This window comes from Streptomyces albiaxialis (assembly GCF_039530985.1).
GTDB classification, from domain to species: domain Bacteria; phylum Actinomycetota; class Actinomycetes; order Streptomycetales; family Streptomycetaceae; genus Streptomyces; species Streptomyces albiaxialis.
This window is the reverse complement of the sequence record NZ_BAAAPE010000001.1, coordinates 359,812-380,707: the sequence shown is the minus strand read 5'-3', so window position 1 is coordinate 380,707 and position 20,896 is coordinate 359,812. Positions and strand designations below refer to the sequence as shown.

The 20,896-nt window shown below is 71.8% G+C and carries 18 protein-coding genes; 8 read left to right on the top strand and 10 right to left on the bottom strand.

All coding sequences use genetic code 11. From position 1 onward, the window contains the following. Positions 1-26: 26 nt before the first annotated feature. Complete coding sequence (locus ABD343_RS01720) at positions 27-677, bottom strand: hypothetical protein (protein WP_344523172.1); 651 nt, start codon at positions 675-677, stop codon at positions 27-29. Between the two features lie 165 nt (positions 678-842). Here ABD343_RS01720 and ABD343_RS01715 point away from each other — a divergent pair, with 165 nt between their 5' ends. Then, the gene (locus tag ABD343_RS01715; RefSeq protein WP_344523171.1) at positions 843-1,355 is read left to right on the top strand and encodes a hypothetical protein; all 513 of its coding nucleotides are present in this window, start codon (positions 843-845) and stop codon (positions 1,353-1,355) included. Between the two features lie 77 nt (positions 1,356-1,432). On the opposite strand, the gene ABD343_RS01710 is transcribed toward ABD343_RS01715, so the two are convergent. Genes ABD343_RS01710 through ABD343_RS01700 form a run of 3 tightly spaced genes read right to left on the bottom strand, consistent with a single transcriptional unit; the run spans position 1,433 to position 3,832 of the window. Next, a complete protein-coding gene (locus ABD343_RS01710) occupies positions 1,433-2,224 on the bottom strand; it encodes an enoyl-CoA hydratase/isomerase family protein (RefSeq protein WP_344523170.1) in 792 nt (263 codons plus the stop codon). Then, positions 2,221-2,685: a Zn-ribbon domain-containing OB-fold protein gene (locus ABD343_RS01705; protein WP_344523169.1), complete on the bottom strand. Its 465-nt coding sequence runs from the start codon at positions 2,683-2,685 to the stop codon at positions 2,221-2,223. Before ABD343_RS01705 ends, ABD343_RS01710 begins: the two co-directional genes overlap by 4 nt. Before the next feature lie 7 nt (positions 2,686-2,692). Then, positions 2,693-3,832, bottom strand: a complete 1,140-nt coding sequence (locus tag ABD343_RS01700; protein ID WP_344523168.1) for a lipid-transfer protein — start codon at positions 3,830-3,832, stop codon at positions 2,693-2,695. A gap of 113 nt (positions 3,833-3,945) precedes the next feature. On the opposite strand from ABD343_RS01700, the gene ABD343_RS01695 reads away from it, so the two are divergent. Both ABD343_RS01695 and ABD343_RS01690 read left to right on the top strand, forming a co-directional pair. Continuing rightward, entirely contained in the window at positions 3,946-5,580 is a 1,635-nt protein-coding gene (locus ABD343_RS01695) for a FadD3 family acyl-CoA ligase (protein ID WP_344523167.1), read from the top strand. A 137-nt stretch (positions 5,581-5,717) separates the two neighbouring features. Further along, the gene (locus ABD343_RS01690; RefSeq protein WP_344523166.1) at positions 5,718-6,569 is read left to right on the top strand and encodes an LLM class flavin-dependent oxidoreductase; all 852 of its coding nucleotides are present in this window, start codon (positions 5,718-5,720) and stop codon (positions 6,567-6,569) included. Between the two features lie 39 nt (positions 6,570-6,608). Here the strand turns inward: ABD343_RS01690 and ABD343_RS01685 are convergent, their stop codons facing one another. Then, positions 6,609-7,346, bottom strand: a complete 738-nt coding sequence (locus ABD343_RS01685; RefSeq protein ID WP_344523165.1) for a TetR/AcrR family transcriptional regulator — start codon at positions 7,344-7,346, stop codon at positions 6,609-6,611. Positions 7,347-7,473: 127 nt separating this feature from the next. On the opposite strand from ABD343_RS01685, the gene ABD343_RS01680 reads away from it, so the two are divergent. Both ABD343_RS01680 and ABD343_RS01675 read left to right on the top strand, forming a co-directional pair. Beyond that, complete coding sequence (locus ABD343_RS01680; protein ID WP_344523164.1) at positions 7,474-7,602, top strand: hypothetical protein; 129 nt, start codon at positions 7,474-7,476, stop codon at positions 7,600-7,602. Next, entirely contained in the window at positions 7,599-8,765 is a 1,167-nt protein-coding gene (locus ABD343_RS01675) for an FAD-dependent monooxygenase (RefSeq protein ID WP_344523163.1), read from the top strand. The genes ABD343_RS01680 and ABD343_RS01675 overlap by 4 nt, the downstream gene beginning before the upstream one ends. 22 nt (positions 8,766-8,787) lie before the next feature. Here the strand turns inward: ABD343_RS01675 and ABD343_RS01670 are convergent, their stop codons facing one another. Beyond that, entirely contained in the window at positions 8,788-9,525 is a 738-nt protein-coding gene (locus ABD343_RS01670) for an SDR family NAD(P)-dependent oxidoreductase (RefSeq protein WP_344524330.1), read from the bottom strand. Positions 9,526-9,769: 244 nt separating this feature from the next. On the opposite strand from ABD343_RS01670, the gene ABD343_RS01665 reads away from it, so the two are divergent. Beyond that, on the top strand, positions 9,770-10,189 hold the full coding sequence (locus ABD343_RS01665; RefSeq protein WP_344523162.1) for a pyridoxamine 5'-phosphate oxidase family protein: 420 nt from the start codon (positions 9,770-9,772) through the stop codon (positions 10,187-10,189). A gap of 269 nt (positions 10,190-10,458) precedes the next feature. Here the strand turns inward: ABD343_RS01665 and ABD343_RS01660 are convergent, their stop codons facing one another. Beyond that, positions 10,459-10,680 carry a hypothetical protein gene (locus ABD343_RS01660; RefSeq protein ID WP_344523161.1) on the bottom strand — a complete coding sequence of 74 codons (222 nt, stop codon included), beginning with the start codon at positions 10,678-10,680 and terminating at the stop codon, positions 10,459-10,461. A gap of 223 nt (positions 10,681-10,903) precedes the next feature. Here ABD343_RS01660 and ABD343_RS01655 point away from each other — a divergent pair, with 223 nt between their 5' ends. Then, complete coding sequence (locus tag ABD343_RS01655; protein ID WP_344523160.1) at positions 10,904-13,876, top strand: AfsR/SARP family transcriptional regulator; 2,973 nt, start codon at positions 10,904-10,906, stop codon at positions 13,874-13,876. 92 nt (positions 13,877-13,968) lie between these two features. Beyond that, positions 13,969-16,890 (top strand): AfsR/SARP family transcriptional regulator, encoded by a 2,922-nt coding sequence (locus ABD343_RS01650; protein WP_344523159.1) that lies wholly within the window; start codon positions 13,969-13,971, stop codon positions 16,888-16,890. Between the two features lie 85 nt (positions 16,891-16,975). On the opposite strand, the gene ABD343_RS01645 is transcribed toward ABD343_RS01650, so the two are convergent. The 3 genes from ABD343_RS01645 to afsR form a co-directional block, all read right to left on the bottom strand. Beyond that, positions 16,976-17,134 carry a DUF4179 domain-containing protein gene (locus ABD343_RS01645; RefSeq protein WP_344523157.1) on the bottom strand — a complete coding sequence of 53 codons (159 nt, stop codon included), beginning with the start codon at positions 17,132-17,134 and terminating at the stop codon, positions 16,976-16,978. A gap of 244 nt (positions 17,135-17,378) precedes the next feature. After that, positions 17,379-17,531, bottom strand: coding sequence for a hypothetical protein (locus ABD343_RS01640; RefSeq protein WP_344523155.1), 153 nt, complete (start codon positions 17,529-17,531; stop codon positions 17,379-17,381). 233 nt (positions 17,532-17,764) lie between these two features. Beyond that, on the bottom strand, positions 17,765-20,710 hold the full coding sequence (gene afsR, locus ABD343_RS01635) for an SARP-family global regulator AfsR (protein ID WP_344523153.1): 2,946 nt from the start codon (positions 20,708-20,710) through the stop codon (positions 17,765-17,767). Positions 20,711-20,896 lie beyond the last annotated feature (186 nt).

Genomic DNA, 20,896 nt, shown 5'->3' with positions numbered 1-20,896 from the left:
CGGTCTGACGCCCGCCGTCCGCCGGGTCAGGCGGCGTCGCGGTGGTCGTGCCCAGGGGACCCAGGGGACTGCCCGGGAGGCTCTCCAGGGGGCCGGGCGCCGGGTTCGGGCTGAGCGCCGCGTTCGGGCCGTTCGGGCCGTTCGGGAAAGGGCTGCACCACGGTGTCGTCCGGGCCCGTGTACGGCCCCGGTCCCGGTTCCGTCCCGTACGGTCCGTTCGGCTCGTCCTCCGCGCCGTCCGTACGGCGGTGGCGGGCGGAACGTGCTCTGCGGCCGCTCATGACGAGTGCCGCCAGCAGCAGGAGGGCCCCGGCGGCGAGGCCGAGGCCCGCGCCGATGTCCAGGCCGCCGCCGCCCGCGGTGAGGCTGCCCTCCGCCTGGCCCTGGCGCACCATCCACAGGACGGTGAAGCCGAGCGCGAGCACGCCCGCCAGGAGGACCAGGAGACGGGACCGCAGGAGCAGCCCCAGCAGCGTCACCACGGCGGCGACGAGCATCGGCAGGAACAGCCCGTTCATCAGGGACGCGCCGTCCCCGGTGACGCCCTGGCTGTCGAAGAGCTGGCCGATGCGGAAATCACGCCCGAGACGGCCGTCGTACCAAGATCGGAAGGGGCTCCATACGGCGGCCGCCGCTCCGAGGAGAGCGAGCAGGGATCCGACAGCGTTCCGGATCATCGGCCTCGCCTCACTTCCCGGCGCCGCCAGGGACGCGGCACCGCAGGGTGCGTGATCCGCAACCGACGCTACGCCTGCGGGAACCCCGTCGCCACTGGGAGCGTCTCCGCCCGGTGATCGGCGTTGTACCGTACGCGACACAAAACCGGCATCGGGGGACCGTTCATGAAGACAGCACGCCATCTCAAGCTGCTCGCGGCCGTCACCATCGTGCTGCTGACGCTCAGCGGCTTCAGCCCCGCACGCAGTTCGGGCGGCGGAGGCGGGAAGAGCCGCACGGGCAGCTCCGGCGGGGGCGGCGGCGGTTGCAGCAGCAAGAAGTCCAGCAGCCACAGCGACTACGACAGCTCCAACTCCGGCTCCTCCAGCTCCAGCGGGAGCACGAGCAACTCCAACGGAAGCACGAGCGGCTCGGGCAACGCGTCGGGGCGCGGCCAGGTCACCGAGTGCGTGACGACCGCGCGGCCGAGCGCCACCGTCCGCGTCAGGAACTCCGGGAGCGGCAGCAGGACCTTCACGGTGCGGATGGACTTCAACGACGCCAACGGCGTCGCGATGGACTCCGGCTCGGCGACCGTACGGGTGCCCCGTTCGGGGACGAAGCAGGTGAAGGTCCCGATGACCGATCCGGACCAGGCGGACAAGGTGACCGACTGCGTGGTCGTCTCGGTGAGCTGAGGGACCCGTACGGCAACCGAAACGGAATGAGCAACGGCAACGGCAACGCAACGGTCGTACGGGCAGGCCCCCGCGTCTCAGCGGACGCGGGGAGTGCCCGCCCCCGCCCTGCTCGCCCGTCCCGTGAACAGCTCGCCCTGCCGTTCGGGCGGCAGATTGCCGAGGGCGATCAACTGGGGGGCCTGGGCCATCGCCTGGGCCCTCACGGCCTCTTTCGCCGCCCATAGGGCACGCACCGTGCCCTGGACCGCCTCTGGCGGGTACGAGGCGAGGACGGCCGCGCACCGCAGGGCCGCCTCCAGCGCGCCCCCGACGGGCGTCACCTCGGACACGAGCCCCGTCTCATAGGCGCGGCGGGCCGAGATGCGTTCGGCCGTGCCCATGAGGGCCATGCGCGCCACCTCGCCGAAGGGCATGCGCTGTGCCATGCCGATGGCCTCGTAGGCACTGACCATCCCGTAGGTGGTGTGCGGGTCGAAGAAGACCGCCTCCTCGGAGGCGATGAGGAACTCCGCCTCGCTGAGCAGGTAGAAGGCCCCGCCGCAGGCCATTCCCTCGACGGCGGCGAGGACCGGGATCCACAGGTCGTTGGCCTTGGGGCCGATGGACAGCAGGGGGTCCTCGATCGCGTAGGGGGAGGGCGGCTGGACGATCTCGCCCCCGACGGCCGCGGCGCGGTCGATGCCCGTGCAGAATGCCTTGGGGCCCGAGCCGGTGACCACCGCCGCGCGGACCTCCGGATCGGCGCGGAACGCGCGCCAGGTGGCCGTGAGTTCCCTGGCGTCGTCCAGGTCGAGCGCGTTGAGCTTCTCCGGGCGCTCCAGGGTGACCGTGGCGACGCCCTCGCGCACGTCCGTACGGATGCTCATGGCCGCTCCAGCATCCAGCGCGGCACGGTCACACCGTCGGCCATCCGGTGGAAGGCGACCTTCACGGGCGCCCCGATGCGCAGCTTGGACGGATCGACCGAGTTCAGGGGGGCGTCGGGGGAGGCGACGAGATTGCCGGCCATCCGGATGCGGGGCGCGTCGGCCAGTTCGACGACGACCGCGTTGTACGGGGCCTGTTCCGCGTACCCGGGAAGCAGGGGCGGGTGCGGCAGCACGTACGACCAGATGCGTCCCCGTCCGCTCATGCGCCGCCATTCGTCGTCGAACGAGTGACAGCGCGGGCAGCAGGGGCGGGGCGGGAAGCGGAGCGCCTCGCAGGAGGCGCAGCCCTGGACGCGCAGTTCGCCCTGGGCCGCGTACGACCAGAAGGGCGCGCCGTCGTCGTCCGGTACGGGCAGCAGCAGCCCGTCGGGCGTCATGTACGGGGACGTGGAGGGCATGGGTGCCTCAACTCCTCAGCAGGAGCGCCGATGTGGGGACGCCCTCGCCCGCCGTGACCAGGCAGGTCGAGGCGTCGGGGACCTGTGCGGTGGACGTTCCGCGCAACTGCTTGACGCCCTCGGTGATCAGGTTGAAGCCGTGCACGTAGGCCTCGCTGAGGCCGCCTCCGCCGGTGTTGAGGGGCAGGCGTCCGCCGATCTCCAGCGCCCCGCCCTCCGTGAAGGCCGCGCCCTCTCCGCGCCCGCAGAAGCCGTAGCCCTCCAGGGAGAGCGGGATGAGCGGCGTGAACGCGTCGTAGATCTGGGCGACGTCCACATCCTGTGGACAGAGGTCGGCGTTCTTCCAGAGGTGCTGGCCCGCCGTCCACGCGGGGCCGGTCAGCGGGTCGTCGTTCCAGTAGTTGACCATCCCGTGGTGCTGGGCGGGGAGGCCCTGTGCCGCCGCGTGCACGTAGACGGGCCTGCGGCGGCAGTCGCGGGCCCGGTCGGCGGAGACGACGACGCAGGCGAGCGCGCCGTCCGTCTCCAGGCAGTTGTCGAAGAGGCAGAGCGGTTCGCTGATCCAGCGGGCCGTCATGTACATCTCGCGGGTCAGCGGGCGCTCGTACATCATGGCCGCGGGGTTCTGGTTGGCGCGGTTGCGGCACGCCAGGGCGACGTTGAAGAAGTGGTCGCGGGTGGCGCCGTACTCGTGCATGTAGCGCCGTGCCAGCATGCCGATCTCGTCGGCCGGCCGCAGCAGGCCGAACGGCCGGGTCCACTGGGCCGGCGTGGGGAGCTGGACGGCGGTGTTCTTCCAGGGCCGTGCCCCGGAGCCGCGCTTGCGCGAGCGCCAGGCGACACCGACGGTGGCCTGTCCGGTCGCGACGGCCGCCGCCAGGTGGGCGACGGTCGCACAGGAACCGCCGCCTCCGTAGCCGACCTTGGAGAAGAACGTCACGTCTCCGGCGCCGACGGACTTGGCGATCTCGACCTCGTCGGTCTCCTCCATCGTGTACGAGGCGAAGCCGTCGACCTCGGACGGGGCGATCCCCGCGTCGTCGAGCGCGGTCAGGATGGCGCGGCACGCGAGTGTCTTCTCGGACTCGGGGAGTTGTCTGGCGAAGGGGGTCTGGCCTATGCCGACGATCGCCGTGGCGTCCTTCAATGGAGTTCACCTCCGGTGCTGCGGAGCGTTGTCGGTCAGGTGTGCTGACAGCCGAGGAGGCTACAGCTAATCTGACGGAGTGTCAGCTACGCGGCGAGGGCGGGAGGCGGACCATGCAGGGGCTCCAGGGTTTCCGGGGATTCCCCGAGGACTGGGACACGGTCCCCGCGCTCGTGCGGACGGCGGCGGCGCGGCACGGCGGCCGTGACGCGGTCGTGGAGGGCCGCACACGCGTCTCGTACGCCGAGCTGGGGGTCCGGGTCGAGCGGTCCGCCGCGGCGTGTCTGGCGGCCGGTCTGGAGCCCGGGGACCGCGTCGGGATCTGGGCGCCGAACACCCTGGAGTGGATCGTCGCGGCGCTGGGCGCCGTCACGGCGGGGGGCGTCCTCGTCCCGGTCAACACGCGTTTCAAGGGCGCGGAGGCGGCGTACGTCCTCGAACGGACCCGTGCGCGGCTCCTGTTCGTCACCGGCACCTTCCTGGGCACCTCGTACGTCGCCTCGCTGCGCCGCGCGACCCGGGAGGGCGACGGGACGGAGGGGCCGCTCCCCGGGCTGCCGCACCTGCGCGAGGTGGTCGTGCTCTCCGACGACGCGCCGGAGGACTTCCGCACCTGGAGCGCCTTCCTGGCGGCCGGTGAGACCGTCCCGGCGTCGTCCGTACGCGAACGGACCGACGCGATCTCTCCCGCGTCCCCCTCGGACATCACCTTCACCTCGGGGACGACGGGCCATCCCAAGGGCGCGGTCATCACGCACGAACAGACCCTGCGCGTCTACGAGGCATGGAGCGAACTGGCGGGCCTGGAGGCGGGCGACCGCTATCTGATCGTCAACCCGTTCTTCCACACCTTCGGCTACAAGGCGGGCATCATCGCCTGTCTGATGCGGGGCGCCACGATGATCCCCCAGCCGGTCTTCACGGTGGACGCGGCGCTGGCGCACATCGCCGCTGAGAGGGTGAGCGTGCTGCCCGGACCGCCCACCCTCCACCAGTCGATTCTGGACCATCCGGCCCGTCTTCAGCACGATCTTTCCGCACTTCGTCTGGTCGTCACCGGCGCGGCCGTCGTCCCCCTGGAACTGGTCGAACGGCTCCGCTCCGAACTGAAGGTGGGCACCGTACTGACCGCCTACGGGCTGACCGAGGCGTCCGGAACGGTCACCATGTGCCGCAGGGGCGACCCCGCGGAGGTCATCGCGGGCACCTCGGGGCGCGCCATCCCCGGGACGGAGGTCAAGGTCGTCGCGGCCGACGGCACCGTCCTGCCGCCCGGCGAGCCGGGCGAGGTCCTGGTGCGCGGCTACCACGTGATGAGCGGCTACTTCGAGGACCCGGAGGAGACGGCCCGCGTCATCACCCCCGACGGCTGGCTGCGCACGGGCGACGTCGGCCTGATGGACGCCGACGGGAACCTGCGGATCACCGACCGCATCAAGGACATGTTCATCGTCGGCGGGTTCAACGCCTATCCGGCCGAGATCGAGCAGCTCCTCTCGCGCCATCCGGACATCGCCGACGTGGCCGTGATCGGCATCCCCGACCCGCGCCTGGGCGAGGCGGGCAAGGCGTTCGCCGTACGGCACGAGGGCGCCACCGTCACGGCCGATGACCTGATCGCCTGGTCCCGCCGGGAGATGGCCAACTACAAGGTGCCTAGGCAGGTCGAGTTCGTCACGGAGCTGCCGCGCAACGCGAGCGGGAAGATCCTCAAAACCCGGCTGCGGCGCCGGGGACGCGCCGGTTAGAGTGCGACCACTCCGACAGGAACACGCTCCCCAGAAGGACAGCCGCAGAACGGGAGCGCGCGCGGGACGCACGGCGTGATCAGGAGGGGGCGGCACAGGATCCATTCCGCCTGCCCTTTTCCGAAGGAGCGCTGTTCATGCGTTACGGCCTCGGCCTGCCCGTCAACGACCTCTCCCTGCTCGCCGAATGGGCGCGCCGCGCGGAGGCGTCGCCCTTCCGTACGGTCGCGCTGCTCGACCGTCTCGTCTACGGGAACCCCGATCCGCTGATCACCCTCGCCACCGTCGCCGGAGCCACCTCGCGCGTCCGCGTCCAGACGGAGGTGCTGCTCGCCCCGCACTACAACACCGCCGTCCTCGCCAAGCAGACCGCCACCCTCGACCGCCTCTCCGGCGGCCGGTTCACGCTCGGCATCGGCATCGGCGGGCGCGAGGACGACGCCGCGGCCGCGGGCATCGACCCGCGCCGCCGCGGGCGCCGCCTGGACGCGCAGATGGCCCTGCTGCGGCGTACGTGGGCCGGTGAGCCGTACGGGGACGGCGCCGGGCCCGTGGGCCCCGCACCGGCCACTCCGGGCGGCCCGGAGGTGCTGTTCGGCGGCTTCGCCCCCGCGGCCCTGGAGCGCGTCGGGCGCTGGGGCGACGGCTTCCTCGGCGCCGGGCTCCCCGCGCCGTACATGGACCGGAAGTTCCGCGAGGTCGAGCGGGGCTGGCAGCGCCACGGGCGCGAGGGCCGCCCACGCCTCGTCGCCCAGGTCAACGCGGCCCTGGGGTCCGAGGCTCTCGTCGAGGAGGCCCGCAAGGAGATCGGCGCCTACTACGCGTTCACCGGGCACGCGGAGTACATGGTCGAGGGCCTGCTCAGCACGCCGGAGAGCATCCGTGAAGCGGTCACCGCGTACGGGGACATCGGCGCGGACGAACTGGTCTTCTACTGCTGGGCGGCCGACCCCGCACAGGCCGACCGCCTCGCAGCCCTCGTGCCGTAGGGACGGTGCCGACCGCGCGGCCGTGTGCCCTGAGGGCGCTCATGTCTCCAGTGCGAGGGCGGCGCCCAGGTCGCGCAGGGCCTCCTCGAAGACGGGGTCCAGATCGGTGAAGGCGAAGTCCAACTGGTGCAGGACCTCCATGCACAGAAGGCCGTACAGCCGGATCCAGCACCCCAGGTAGACGTGGAGGGCGCCCGGGGGCAGGCGGCCGTCGATCGACTCCGAGTGGGCCTCCAACTGCGCGCGCAGGGAGGGCTCCAGGCCGTCCGGCTCGGGTGCGGGGAAGGGCCGCTCGTTCCACAGCTCCACGACCTGGTCCAGCAGGACGCGCTCGAAGCGGTGTCCCGCCAACTGGCGCTCGGAGTCCGGCTCGCGCCCCGGAGGGGCGACGGGAGCGGCGAAGATCCAGCCGAACTCGGCGGGATGGGCCGTCGCCCATGCCCTCATGGCGCGGCACGTGGCCAGCAGGCGGCTCCCGCGCGGCCGTTCGGGAGCCGCGTCCCGCGCCTGCTCCATGGCCGCCGTCAGCTCCTGGAAGAAGCCCGCCGTCACGGCGCCGACGAGGGCGTCATGGCCGGCGTAGTAGTGATACAGGGCCGGGCCGCTGATACCCATCTCGCGCGCCACGGCGTTGATCGTGACGGCCGGGGAGCCGCGCTCGACGAGCAGCTTGCGGGTGGTCGCGTGGATCTCGGCGAGCGTGGCCTGCCGCTGCCGGTCCCTGCGGCTCGGCGCCCGGCCGGGCCGTCCCTCTGCCTTCTCCGTGCCCTGCGCCATGGGCTGTCGCTCTCCTTCTGCCCGTGCTTCTCGTCCGCCGCTTGACAGTTTAGGGTATCTATATTTCCTTAGAGGTCGTAAGTCACCTAGAGAGTCTAAGTGAAAACTTCCGAGGAGAGGCGGGCACATGCCTTCGATGACACCTGGCTGGTGGACGGTCCTGGGGCTGTCCGTACTGCTGCTGGTGACGGCCGTGTGGTGGGGCGCCTCGCGCGCCGCGCACACCCGGCGGGGCGCCGGGAAGGGGGCGCGGTGAAGGCCGTTGTCGTCGGCGGCGGCATCGGCGGACTGGCCGCGGCGGTGGCGCTGCACGCGCGCGGCTGGGACGTCGAAGTGCGGGAACGGGCGCGGGAATTCACCGACATCGGAGCGGGCCTGGCCGTGCAGCCGAACGCCCTTCGTGCCCTGGACGCGCTCGGCCTCGGTACGACCGTACGGGCGAGGGCGACGACCGACCCGCCGCTCGGGATACGGCACGCAGGAGGCGGCTGGCTCCTTCGCAACGACACGGACGGACTGAGACGCCGCTTCGGCCAGTGGGTGATGCTGCCCCGCGCCGAACTCGTCGCCCTCTTGCGCGCTCAAGTCCCCGAAAGCGCGCTGAGAGCGGGCTCCACGGTCACGGGCGTACTGCCGGACGGCACCGTTCGGTACCGCGACGGGCCCGGCGCCGGGGTCGGCAAAGGGACCGGCGTTGGGGATCTCGTCGTCGGCGCGGACGGCATCCGCAGCGTCACCCGGCGAGCGGTCCTCCCGGAGGCCCCGCCGCCCCGTTACGCCGGATACAGCACCTGGCGGTTCATCACCACGGCCCGGCCGGGCGTGGCGGCCGAGGGCAGCGTGGAGACGTGGGGCCGGGGCGAACGGTTCGGCTACGCGCCCCTGCCCGACGGGCGCGTCTACTGCTACGTGATGGCCAACGCGCCCCAGGGCGAGAGCAAGGGCTCGCCCGAGGACGAGCTGGCCCACCTCCGCCGCCGGTTCGCCCGGTGGCACGAGCCGATCCCGTCCCTGCTGGCCGCCACCGAGGGGAGCGCGGTGCTGCGCCACGACACATACGAGCTGCCGGACCTGCCGACGTTCGTGTCGCACCGGCACCGGACGGCACTCCTCGGGGACGCGGCCCACGCGATGACGCCCAACCTCGGTCAGGGGGCCTGCCAGGCGATCGAGGACGCCGTCGAACTGGCCGCGGCGCTGGACGGGGCGGGCGGGGACACGGCCGCCGGACTCGATGCCTACGACCGGGTCCGCAGGCCCCGTACCCAGATGGTCGTGCGGCGCTCCCGCCGTCTCGGAGGGGTCGCCCACTGGTCCTCGCCCGTCCTGACCGCGCTGCGGAACACGGGGCTCAGGATGACGCCCGGCTCGTCCTTCGCCCGTTCCCTCGCGCCGGTGATCGGAGGGGAGGGACGGTGAGGGATGGTGAATGAGTGCGGGGTCAGTCCACGATGGCCCCGCAGGAGATGTTCACGTCCGTCGACGTGAGAGTGCGGGCGTGGTCCGAGGCGACGAAGGCCGCGACGTCGCCGACGTCCTCCAGGGTCGCGGGGCGGCCCAGGAGCGTCGTTCCGACCAGCTCCGCCTCGATCTCCGCGCGCCCGGGGAAGTCCGCCGGAATCCCCTCGGGCACGCCTCCCGACTTGAGGGTGACGACGCGGATGCCCTGGGCGCCCAGTTCGCAGGCCCACTGGCGGCGCAGGCCCTCCAGGGCGTCCAGGGCGATCTTGAACCCGCCGAGCCCGGGGAGGGTCTGAGTGCCTCCGCCGCCGAACGCGAGGACCACGCCGGAGCGCCGTTCCGCCATGTGGCGGGCGGCCGCCCTGGTCGTCAGGAACTGCGTCCGCATGGCGTTGGCGATGGGCTGGAGGAAGTCCTCCAGCGCGATCTCCGTCAGGGGCTGCTGGACGTCGCCGTAGCCCGTCGCGTTGAAGGAGATGTCCAGCCGGCCCGTACGGGCGACGATGCCGTCCACGTAGGCGTTCACGGCCTCCTCGTCGTGCGCGTCGACCGACGCGGTCTCGCCGGTCGCGGCCAGCCCCGCGTCCTTGTCGAGCCGGGCCTTCTCGCGCCCGGCCAGGAAGACCCGCGCACCCTCCCGGGCGAACGCGCGCGCCGCCGCGCCTCCGACGGGCCCGCTCGCCCCGTACACCACCGCTACCTTGTCCCGCAGCAACATGTCCGTCACACACCTTTCGTTCCGCTGCATCCGTATGTCCCTCCGCTGTCACGGTGACGTCGGAGCGGCGGCCCGGAATTCGACACACGCCGGGGAGGTTGCGGGAGACGACAGGTCCACTCGTACGCGCGCGTCATGTGCGGCGCCCTTGCCGCGGGGTCCGTACGGAGGCCCGTACGGAGGGTCGCACGTAGGGCCGTACGGAGGGCCGCACGTAGGCCCGCACGGAGGATGAGGAGTCCGCATGCCATTGAGCCGTGAAGAGCGCGAGAAGTTCCTCGCCGAGCCGCACATCGGCGCCCTCGCCGTGGACGCGGGGGAGGGGCGCGGCCCCCTCGCCGTGCCGATCTGGTACCAGTACGAGCCCGGTGATGACCTGTGGGTGCTCACCGGGCGCGACTCCCGCAAGGCCACGCTCATCGAGCGCGCGGACCGCTTCTCGCTCCTGGCCGAGCGGGTGGATCCCACGATCCGTTACGTGTCCGTGGAGGGCCCCGTCACCGCCGCCACCGCGACCACGGAGGCGGAGCTGCGCGAGATGTCCGCGCGCTACATGCCGGACGACAAGGTCGACGCGTACGTCGCGGCGTCCGAGCTGGAGGCGCTGGTGACCTTCCGTATGCGGCCGGAACGGTGGAACGCGGCAGACCTGGGCGCCCTCTGAGGCACCAGCTCCGAAGGACGGGCCGTTCCGTTCACTCTTCCGTGCCTGCCCGGGCCGGTCCGGGTGCGGCTCCCGGACCGGCCCAGGGGCACCCCCTGGCCGGCTCGGACGGGCCGGGGGCGGTGTCCGAGCCGGGCCCTGGCGTCACGGTCACGCGGCCGGGGCCGGAGCCGTGAAGCCAGGGCCGCGTGGGGCCGACCCGCCGCCGCGGGCCCGCCCCACGCCCGTCGGCCGGACAGCGGCGCATGGAAGGAGAGAGGCCCCTGTGCCTAAGGGGTGCCCTCGCCCGGCGCTCCGCCGGACGTCCTGTCCCGTCCGGCATCGCGCTGTGCCGCCTCCAGCCGGCAACGAGCGCACTTGCACGGTGGCCATCTGCTCGCCCAGGCGGAGAGCTTCGGCCGGTACGAGTCGTCGCACGCCCAGAACCGCAGCATGCGTCTCTCGCCGGTGGCGGGGTCGATCCGGTAGACCGCGAGGGTCATCCTCCCCATCGGAACGCCTCCGCCTCCGTCTCCGCCTCCGCCCCCCCGTGCGCCGTACGTGGCTCGTGGCGTCGCCCCGCACCGTCTGTCCGGACACTGTGCGAGGCGACGGGGAACACGTTGCCCCGTCGCCCGTGGAGGACTCTTGTGGGTGTCTTGAATCCGCTGCTGGGGCGGGTTAGACAGGGGGTGGGGAGAGAGGGTGGGGGGACCGCGGATTTTCTGGGGGGAAATGAGAGCGGAGTTCCGGCTTCTCGGCGACGTGGAAGTACGCGCGGGGGACCGTATCGAGGGCCGTACCGAAGGCCGTGCCGTCGAGATCGGGCATGCGCGGCAGCGTGTCGTGCTCGTGGCCTTGCTGGCCGACGCCGGACGCGTCGTGACGGTCGACCAGTTGGTCTCGCGCGTCTGGGGAGAGGACGCGCCGCAGCGTGCCAGGGGGACCCTGCATTCGTACCTCTCCCGGCTCAGGAACGCGCTGGCCCCCGTCGGCACCGGGGCCTCCCCGCTCACGCGCCGTTCGGGCGGCTACGTCCTGGACGTCGATCCGCTCACCGTGGACCTGCACCGTTTCCGCCATCTCCTGGCGTGTGCGAGGGAGAGAGGGACGGACGACACCCGTGCGGCCTCGCTCCTGGAGGAGGCGCTGGGCCTGTGGCGGGGCGAGGAGCCCTTCGCGGGCCTGGACACGCCCTGGCTGGCCACCCTCCGCGACAGCCTCACCCACGAGCGCCGTACGGCTGAACTCGACCTCACCGACGCCCGTCTCCGGCTCGGCCACCATGCCGCCCTCCTGACGGACCTCGCGTTACGTACGACCGCGCATCCACTGGACGAACGGCTGGCCGGACAGTACGTACTGGCCCTCTTCCGCAGCGGCCGCAGGGCGGACGCCCTCGCCCATCTGCAGAGGGTCCGGCGGACGCTCGCGGAGGAGCTGGGCGTGGACCCCAGCCCGGAACTGGCCGCGTTGCAGCAGCGGATCCTGCGTGCCGACGAGGCGCCGACGAGCGGCCTCGAATCGGCCTCGGGGGACGTGCGGGTGTCCACCTTGCGCGTGGACACGGTGCATGTGGCGCACCTGTCCGTATCGGAGCCCGCCGCGCCCGCGATCCGCCCGGCGCAACTTCCGGCCACCGTCCCGGACTTCACCGGCCGGGCGGCCCTGGCGGAGGACCTGACCGACCGCCTGACGTCGGGCGTCCCGGTGATCGCCGTGGCCGGGATCGGCGGGGTCGGCAAGACGACGCTGGCCCTGCATGTCGCCCACGCGGCGGGCGAGGCCTTTCCCGACGGACAGCTCTACGTCGACCTGCACGGCGGCTCCGCCGCACCCGCCGCCCCCGAGGCCGTACTCGGCACGTTCCTCCGCTCCCTGGGCGTGACGGAATCAGCCGTCCCCGACGGCGTGGAGGAACGGGCCGCGCTCTACCGCTCCCTGTCGGCGGGACGGCCTCTCCTCGTCCTCCTGGACAACGCGCGGGACGCGGCCCAAGTGCGTCCCCTGCTGCCGGGAGCGGGAGGCACGGCCCTCGTGACCAGCCGGGCCCAGATGGGAGACCTCACGGCGGCCCACCACGTCGACCTGGACGTCATGGGCCCACAGGAGGCTCTCGCCCTCTTCACCCGGGTCGTAGGGGAGCCCCGGGTGGCCGGGGAGCCTGCCCGCGCGGAGGAGGTGGTGGCCGCGTGCGGATACCTCCCTCTGGCGATCCGTATCGCCGCCTCCCGTATGGCCGTACGGAAGAACTGGACGGTCTCCGGCCTGGCGGCCCGCCTCGCGGACGAACGCCGCCGCCTGGACGAACTGCGGGTGGGCGACCTGCAGGTGACGGCCACCTTCGAGCTGGGCTACGGCCAGTTGGAGGCGGAGCAGGCGCGGGCGTTCCGGTTGCTGGGGGTGGTGGACGGGCCGGACATCTCGCTGGCGGCGGCCGCGGCCTTGCTGGGCCGTGACCCGTACGCGACCGAGGACGTCATCGAGTCGCTCGTCGACGTCTCCCTGCTGGAATCCATGACGCCCGGCCGCTACCGCTTCCACGACCTCGTGAGGCTCTTCGCCCGGAGCCGGGCCGAGCGCGACGAACAGTCGCGGACGGAGCGGGACGCGGCCGTTGAAAGGCTCCTGGACTTCTATCTGGCGACGGTCTCTACGGTGTTCGCCATCGAGAGGCCCGGGGAGCGGACCGTCGACCACTTGATGAGGGCGCCGTGCGAAGGCCTCACGTTCCAGGGCCGGGACAGCGCGCTGGCGTGGCTCTTCGAAGAGGCCGACTGCGTGCTGGCAGCCGTCCTCCAGGCGGCCGGTACCGATCGGTTCCGTCTTGCCGCCGACCTCTTGTTCGCGGCGAAGGACCTGGGGGACTCCGGGGCCCACTCGGCACAGTTCGAGAGGGCGGCCCACGCCGTACGGGATGCGGCACGCGACAGCGGGGACGCTTCGGCGGAGGCGCGGGCTCTGATCATGCTGTCGCATGTCCAGTTCCTGTCCGGCAGGTTCGACCAGTCGGACCGGAGCGCACGGGAGGCGCTTCCGCTGGCCGAGGAGTGCGATGACACGCTCGCGAGAAGCTACGCCCTGCACACCCGGTCCCTGGTCGGCAATGTGCAGGGGCGGTTCGACCTCGCCGAGGAGTACCACCTCCTGGCCGTCGAGGCGTTCCGCGCGGACGGGAACCGGCCGAGCGAGGCGAGCGCGTACTGCAACCTGGCCCACGTCCATGTCGCCCAGGGCCGCACCGAGAGCGCGATCGACCTCGCGCGACGCGGGCTCCGCATCTACTTGGACCTGGGGCACCGGATGCGCGTGGCCAACGCGCGCAACGTCCTGGCACGAGCGCTGACGCAGGCCGGACGGTTCGACGAGGCGCTGGAGGAGTTCGCGGTCTCCCTCGACCTCTTCCGTGAGACGCAGCAGCAGCTCTGGGAAGGAACGACGCACGCCCGCATGGCGGAGACGCTGCTCGCGGCCGACCGTCCGCTGGACGCCGTCCACCACGCGGAACAGGCACTGACTCTGCGTGCCGTCGGCGGCGAGTGGATGCGCGCCAGGACCCTCACAGCGCTCGGGCGCGGCCTGCACGTCCTGGGAGAGCCGGAACGGGCCCGCGACTGCTGGCGGGACGCGCTCCGGATCTTCGAGGAGCGGGGGGCGAAGGAAACGGCCGAGGTCTCGGCCCTCCTGGACGGGCGTGAGAGCCCGTGACGGGACGGCCGGAGGCGGACCAGCGGAAAGGGACGCGCGGGGTCGAGTTCCGGCTCCTCGGGAACATCGAGGTACGCGCGGAAGGAAGCCGCTTGGACATCGGGCACGCGCGGCAGCGTCTCGTGCTGGTGGCGTTGCTCGTGGACGTGAACCGGGTCGTGACCGTCGACCAGCTCGTGGAGCGGGTCTGGGGCGGGGTCGCGCCGCAGCGGGCGCGCGGGACCCTGCACTCGTATCTGTCGCGGCTGCGGCACGCGCTGGTCCCCGCCGCCGGGGACGCGGGCCTGGCGCGCCGCGCGGGCGGCTATGTGCTGACCGCCGACCCGGCGGCCGTGGACCTGCACCGGTTCTCCGAACTGTCCGGGCGTGCGCGGGGCGAGGACGACCGTACGGCCGTCGGCCTGCTGGAGGACGCGCTCGCGCTGTGGCGGGGCGAGGCGTTCGCGGGAGAGGACGGCCCCTGGCTGAACGATCTGCGGACGACCCTCGCGAACGCCCGTCGCGCCGCGGAGCTGGACCTCACCGACCGCAAGCTGCGCCTGGGCCGGCACGCGGAGCTGCTGACGGAGCTGGCGGCGCGGGCCGCGGCACATCCTCTGGACGAACGGGTGGCGGGGCAGTACATCCTCGCGCTGTACCGCAGCGGGCGGCGCGCGGACGCGCTCGCGTACTACGCGGATGTACGCCGTGCCCTCGTCGAGGAGCTGGGCGTGGACCCGTCGCCCGAGCTGGCCGATCTGCAACGGCGCGTCCTGCGGTCGGAGGACGGGCAGCGGAGGCAGGAGCAGGCGCGTGCCGGGACGGTGAACACGGAGACCGCTCACGTGGGGACGGTCTCGGCGGAGACGGTGAACGTGGGCACGGTCCATGTCGGGACCGTCCAGTTCGGGGGTGGGAGTGGAGGCCAGGGGACGGCCGTGCCGTATCCGCTGCCCGTGGCGGATGTACGGCCCGCCCAGCTCCCCAGCGGCGTGGGTGACTTCACCGGGCGCGCGTCCCTCGCCGCGGAGCTGCGCGAACGGGTCGTGACGGGGGCGTCGTCGGTCGTCGCCGTGGCGGGCATCGGCGGGGTCGGCAAGACCACGCTGGCCCTGCATGTCGCGCACGCGGTGCGCGGTGAGTTCCCGGACGGTCAGCTCTACGCCGACCTGCACGGCGCGGCCCCGTCCGCGGCGGACCCGGAGGGCGTCCTGGCGTCGTTCATACGGGCACTCGGCGTGCCCGAACCCGCCATTCCGGACGGTACGGAGGAACGTGCGGCCCTGTACCGTTCGCTCCTCTCCGACCGGCGCGTCCTGGTGGTGCTGGACAACGCGCGGGACGCGGCGCAGATACGGCCCCTCCTTCCCGGCGCGGAGGGATGCACGGCGCTCCTCACCAGCCGCGCACGCCTGACCGACCTCGCCGGGGCCCATCTGGTCGACCTGGAGGTGATGGGGGAGGAGGAAGCGCTGGCCCTTTTCGCCGGGGTGGTGGGGGAGGGGCGCCTCGGGCCGGAGCGTACGGCTGCGCGGGAGGTGGCCGCCGCCTGCGGGTTCCTGCCGCTGGCGATCCGCATCGCGGCCTCGCGGCTGGCGGCCCGCCGGAGCTGGACCGTCGCCTTGCTGGCCTCAAAGCTCGCGGACGAACGGCGCCGCCTGGACGAACTGCGGGTGGGCGACCAGGGCGTGGTGGCCACCTTCGAGCTGGGCTACGGCCAGTTGGAGGCGGAGCAGGCGCGGGCGTTCCGGTTGCTGGGGGTGGTGGACGGGCCGGACATCTCGCTGGCGGCGGCCGCGGCCTTGCTGGGCCGTTCGCCGTTCGACGCGGAGGATGTGCTGGAGTCCCTGGTCGATACGTCGATGGTGGAGTCGGTGGCGCCGGGGCGCTATCGGTTCCACGACCTGGTGCGGTTGTTCGCGCGGGGGAAGGCGGGGCGCGAGGAGGGGGCGCTGCTACGGCTGGCCCGGTTCTATCTGGCGACGGGGGTGCGGGCCTTCGTGAGGGAACACCCCGGCGACCGTACGGTCGACCATCTGGAACCGGCGGGGCAGGACGGCCTGGAGTTCGGTGACAGGGAGTCGGCGATCGACTGGTTCGTCGCCGAGTCCGGCTGTCTGCTGGCATGTGCGGCCCAGCTCGCCGCCTCGGAACGGCCGGGGCTCGCGGCCGACCTGCTGATCGTGGTGAAGCAGCTCGCCGACAGGGGCGACTGCGCGGCCCGCTTCGAGCGGTGCGCGCTGTCCGTGCGCGAGGCGGCGCAACGTGCCGGGGACGCGCGGGCCGAGGCCCGTGCCCGCATGATGCTGACGCACTTCTTCAGCGTCACGGGGAGTTTCTCCCGGGCCGAGGAGGAGGCTAGGGAGGCCGCTCGGCTCGGGGAGGCCGCCGATGACGCGCTCGCGCGGGCGTCCGCGGAGAACGACCTGGGGATCCTCACGTACTACAGCGAGCGGTACGAGGAGTCCGAGGCCCACCTGGGGCAGGCCATCGACGCCTTCCGGAGAGACGGCAACCGCCCCTCCGAGGCGAGCGCCCTGTGCAATCTCTCGCGCACCCGTGTCGCGCTGGGGCACTACGACAGCGCGGTGTCCCTCGCCGAACAGGGCCTCGCGATCTACCGTGACATGGGCAGCACGTTCCGTATGGGCAACGCCCGTTACACGCTGGGACACGCCCTCGCTCAGTCCGGCCGTACGAGTGAGGGGCTCGCCGAACTGGGGCGGGCACAGGCCTCCTTCCGGGAGAGCCGGCAGCCCTTGTGGGAGGGGGTGACCTCATTTCGTATGGCCGAGGCCCATCTGCTCGCGGGCCGCCCGGAGGAGGCCGCCGAGCATGCCGAGCTGGCGCTCGAACTCCGCGCCATCGGCGGCGAATGGCGCCGGGGCACCGTCCTGGTCGTCCTGGGGCGCGCGTACGACGCGCTCGGCCGGAGGGACGAGGCGGTCGCGCGGTGGCGCGAGGCACTGGAGATCTTCGAAAAGGAAGAAGCGAGGGAAGCCGCCGAAGTGGCGGCGCTATTGGCCCAGCGGTGACGGTGGAGCAAGCTGAGAAGGCAAGGCCAGGCATTGCTGGCCGTTCGCCCCGGTCGGAGCTCCCGACCGGGGGCTCGGAGAAGGATCAGCGCGCTGGCTTGTCCATGTGTGCAGCATCGTGCGCCTGCTGGGATGGCGCGAGCGTTTGTACGTTGTCAGCGATAGCGGGGCTGGCGACGCCGCTCATGATGCTCAGGCCGAAGGCGAGGGCACAGATCGCGGCGATTCTCTTCAGGCCGGACACAGCAACTCCTTCTCTGGGGACTGCTATTCGTGAGTTGATAGCTACGGTAAGTCGTCATGTCAGGTGTGGGAAGGCAGCGCCCGGCGGCTGGAGCAGAGTAAGAAGGGTTGTTCCGTCGTGATGTCCGGACCAGCGGAACAGAGCACTTGCTGGTGGCAGAGGGCGCAGATGTCGGGCCGCCGTCGACGACTCCCCCTCTGTGTCGTCGACAGCGGCCCGGCTGTTCCCCCGTGGCAATCAGGACCTAGTTCGCGGGGCTGGTGGTCTGGTGGTTGTCATCAGTACCAGGCTGCGGAGCTTCCTCGTTCTCGGTCTTGACCGGATTGATCGTCTGGTGGTTGTCCTCAGTAGTGATCTTGCCCTTCTTGCGAACGGGCTTTTCCTCATGAGTGCTCATGGTGGCTTCTCCTGTACTCGGGCCGTGCGGTTGGTCGGTGCCCGCCCAGCGGCTCCCCCGTGGGCCGCCGGACGGGCTTGTCAGGGCCGCTCACCATGACGGGGCAGCGGCCTGTTCCCCCAGTCGATCCGCCTGCCCCCCGACGCGCCGGATCGACATCAACGAGCATGGCGGCTCTCGATAAACGAACGATGAACGAATCATGCGAGACGGTTCCGGAGCGTACGGACTTGTTACGCCGTGGTCGGTGTGAGCAGCTCGCGCACCTCGTGAGCCTCGCCGGCTCCGATTTCCTCGTACCGTGCGAGGGCCTCCCGCCAGCACGCTTGTGCCCGGCGGTGCTGTCCGATGGCCTCGAGGGCCCGGCCCAGGAGCGTCAGGGCGTTGGCCCGGCGCCAGGGCCCTCCGATGGTGCGGAGGATGGCCAAGGACTGCTCAGCGAGCGCGGCCGCCTCGGCAGGACGGCCAGCGGCGAGGCTCACTTCGGCGAGACGGAAGTGCGCCATGCCTTCCCACATGCGCTGGCGACTCAACTTGAAGATGTCGAGGGCATTGCGGAAGTGCCCCTCGGCTTCAGCGAGGCGTGAGGCCTGCACGAGTGCGATCCCCAGCGCGTAGAGCACGTTGGCGCGGCGGAAGGAGACGTCCAGACGGTCGTGGATGGTCAGCGCCTGCTCGGCGAGTGAGATCGCGGTGTCCAGACGTCCCAGCTCCGTGTTGGAACGAGAGAGGTTGCAGAGCGCGCTGGTTTCGGCAATCTCGTTGTCATAGGAGCGGAAGGCTTCGAGTGCCCGGCTGAGGAACCTCTCAGCCTCTGCGTGCCGCCCTTGATAATTCGCGACGATCCCTTGGTCGTTCAGGGCGTACGACGATGAGATGGGATCGTTGAGCGAGCTTCCGAGTATGCCGGCCAGGCGAGCTTCTTCGTTCGCCTCGTCGAATCGGCCGACGGCGAGGTGGAGGCTGGTGAGCATGGTCCGGGCGCGCGCTTCGGCATAGGGGTTTTCTGCCGCTTGCGAAGCTTCCTTCATGGTCTCGGCTATCAGCTCGTACTGACGGCTGTTGACTCCGGATTCAGCGAGTCCGTTCGTCGCCAGCAGAAGATCGACCGCCCTGCGCAGTGTACTTCCCGAGGCCAGTTGCCTGGCGCAGGCGAGGAAGCAGGCGGACTCGGCGAAGAGCCAGTCGAGGGCGGCACCCTGGTCCGAGAAATGCATTCCCTCGGTGTCCGTTGATTCCAGGTGGTCCGCCAGACGTTCGCCGGAACGCTCCAAAGCACGCACATTCCGTGCCGTCGCCAGGTAGAAGTCCAGCAGACGCGACAGCGCTGCCTCCCGGACGCTTGGCGGCTGTTCATCGCGCTCCGCACACACGCGTGCAAAGAGGCGGACCAGGTCGTGGAATCGATAGCGCCCTGGTGCGGCCGATTCCAGGAGAGACGTGTCCACAAGGGACTCCAGGATTTCCTCGGCGTCGTCCGGAGCGCGATCGAGAACGGCTGCCGCGGCATGGAGAGAGACGTCAGGCCCCTCGATCAGCCCCAGCAGGCGGAACGCCCGTGCCTGCTCCGGGTCGAGTTGGCCGTAGCCGAGTTCGAAGGTGGCCTTGACGGCCTGGTCGCCGGCCTGGAGTTCGTCGAGGCGGCGGCGTTCGTCGGCGAGTTTGGAGGCGAGGACCGAGACGGTCCAGGTGCGGCGGGACGCCAGGCGGGCGGCGGCGATGCGGATGGCGAGGGGAAGGAAGCCGCAGGCGGCGACGACGTCCATCGCGGCCTCGCGTTCGGCGCCCACCCGCTCCTCGCCGACGATGCGGGTGAAGAGGGCCATCGCCTCGTCGGGGCTCATGACGTCCAGGTCGACGAGGTGGGCGCCCGCGAGATCCACCATGCGGACGCGGCTCGTCACGAGGGCCGCGCAGCCCGCCGTGCCGGGCAGGAGGGGGCGGACCTGGGCCGCGTCGCGGGCGTTGTCGAGGAGGGCCAGGATGCGGCGGCCCGCCAGGAGGGAACGGAAGAGGGCCGCGCGGTCCTCGACGCCGTCCGGAATCGTGGAGTCCGGGGCGCCCAGGGCGCGCAGGAACGAGCCGAGGACGGCCTCGGGGTCGGCGGGGGAGGACCCCGCTCCCTGGAGGTCCACGTAGAGCTGGCCGTCCGGGAAGCGGTCCGCCGCGCCGTGGGCGACGTGGATGGCGAGGGTCGTCTTGCCCACACCCCCGATCCCCGCGACAGCGGAGACCGCCATGACCGTGCCGTCGGCCTCCGCGAGCTGGTCGCTGAGTTCGCTGACGAAGGACGCGCGGCCAGTGAAGTCGGCGACCGTGGCGGGGAGCTGGGCGGGGCGGGTGACGGTGACCGTGGAGGTGTCGGAGGCGGCGTCCGTCTGGTACGTCAGCTCCTCGTCCGCCTCCAGGATGCGCTGCTGGAGCTCGGACAGCTCCGTGCGGGGGTCGACGCCGAGTTCGTCGGCGAGCAACCTTCGCGTGTCGGCGTAGACGGCAAGCGCTTCCGCCTGGCGGCCGCTGCGGTAGAGGGCCAGCATCAGGAGTTCGCGGAGGCGTTCGCGGAGGGGATGGGCCGCCGTGAGGGCCGTCAGCTCGCTGACGGCCTCCGCGTGGCAGCCGACCTGGAGGTCGAGGTCGAGGCGGTGTTCGAGGAGGCCGAGGCGCCATTCCTCCAGGCGCGTGCGGTGCGTGTCCGCGTAGGGCCCGGGGACGTGGGCGAGGGGCTCGCCGTCCCATTCCGCGAGGGCGTTGTTGTAGAGGTCGCGGGCGCGCAGGTGGTCGCCGCAGCTCGCGGCCTTCTCGGCGTGGGTCGCCAGGTCCTGGGCGGTGTCCATGTCGAGGACGGCTTCGCCGCCCGTCCGTATCGCGTATCCGCCGGACTCGCTGACGAGGAGGTCGGCGTCGGCGCCGAGGGACTTGCGGATGCGGGAGGCGTACGTACGCAGGGCGGCCTTGGCCTGCTCGGGGGGCTCCTCGCCCCAGATCGCGTCGATCAGCTCCTCGGCCGTCGCGGTGCGCCCGGCGCGCAGCAGCAGGGCCGCGAGCAGCGCGCGCTGCTGCGGTGATCCCATGCTGAGGGCCCGGTCCCCGCGCCATGCGCGTACGGGACCGAGCACCGCAAAGCGGAGCTGGGTGTCCCGCTGCTCCGGTTCGGGTCCTCTGAGGTCCTCGGCGCCCATGGTGCCCCCTGCGAATCCGCGCTCCATTGCCGCAGGGGCCAGTCTGCCTTGTCCCTGGCAATTACGTCAGCTCGGGTACCAGCCTCTCTGCCAACCCTTGCCAAGCCTTCGCAAACCCCTGCTCTTTGCTCCTATCGCCCATCGCACGCTAGCTGACGGATCGTCAGATCGGCGCTACGGTGGTCG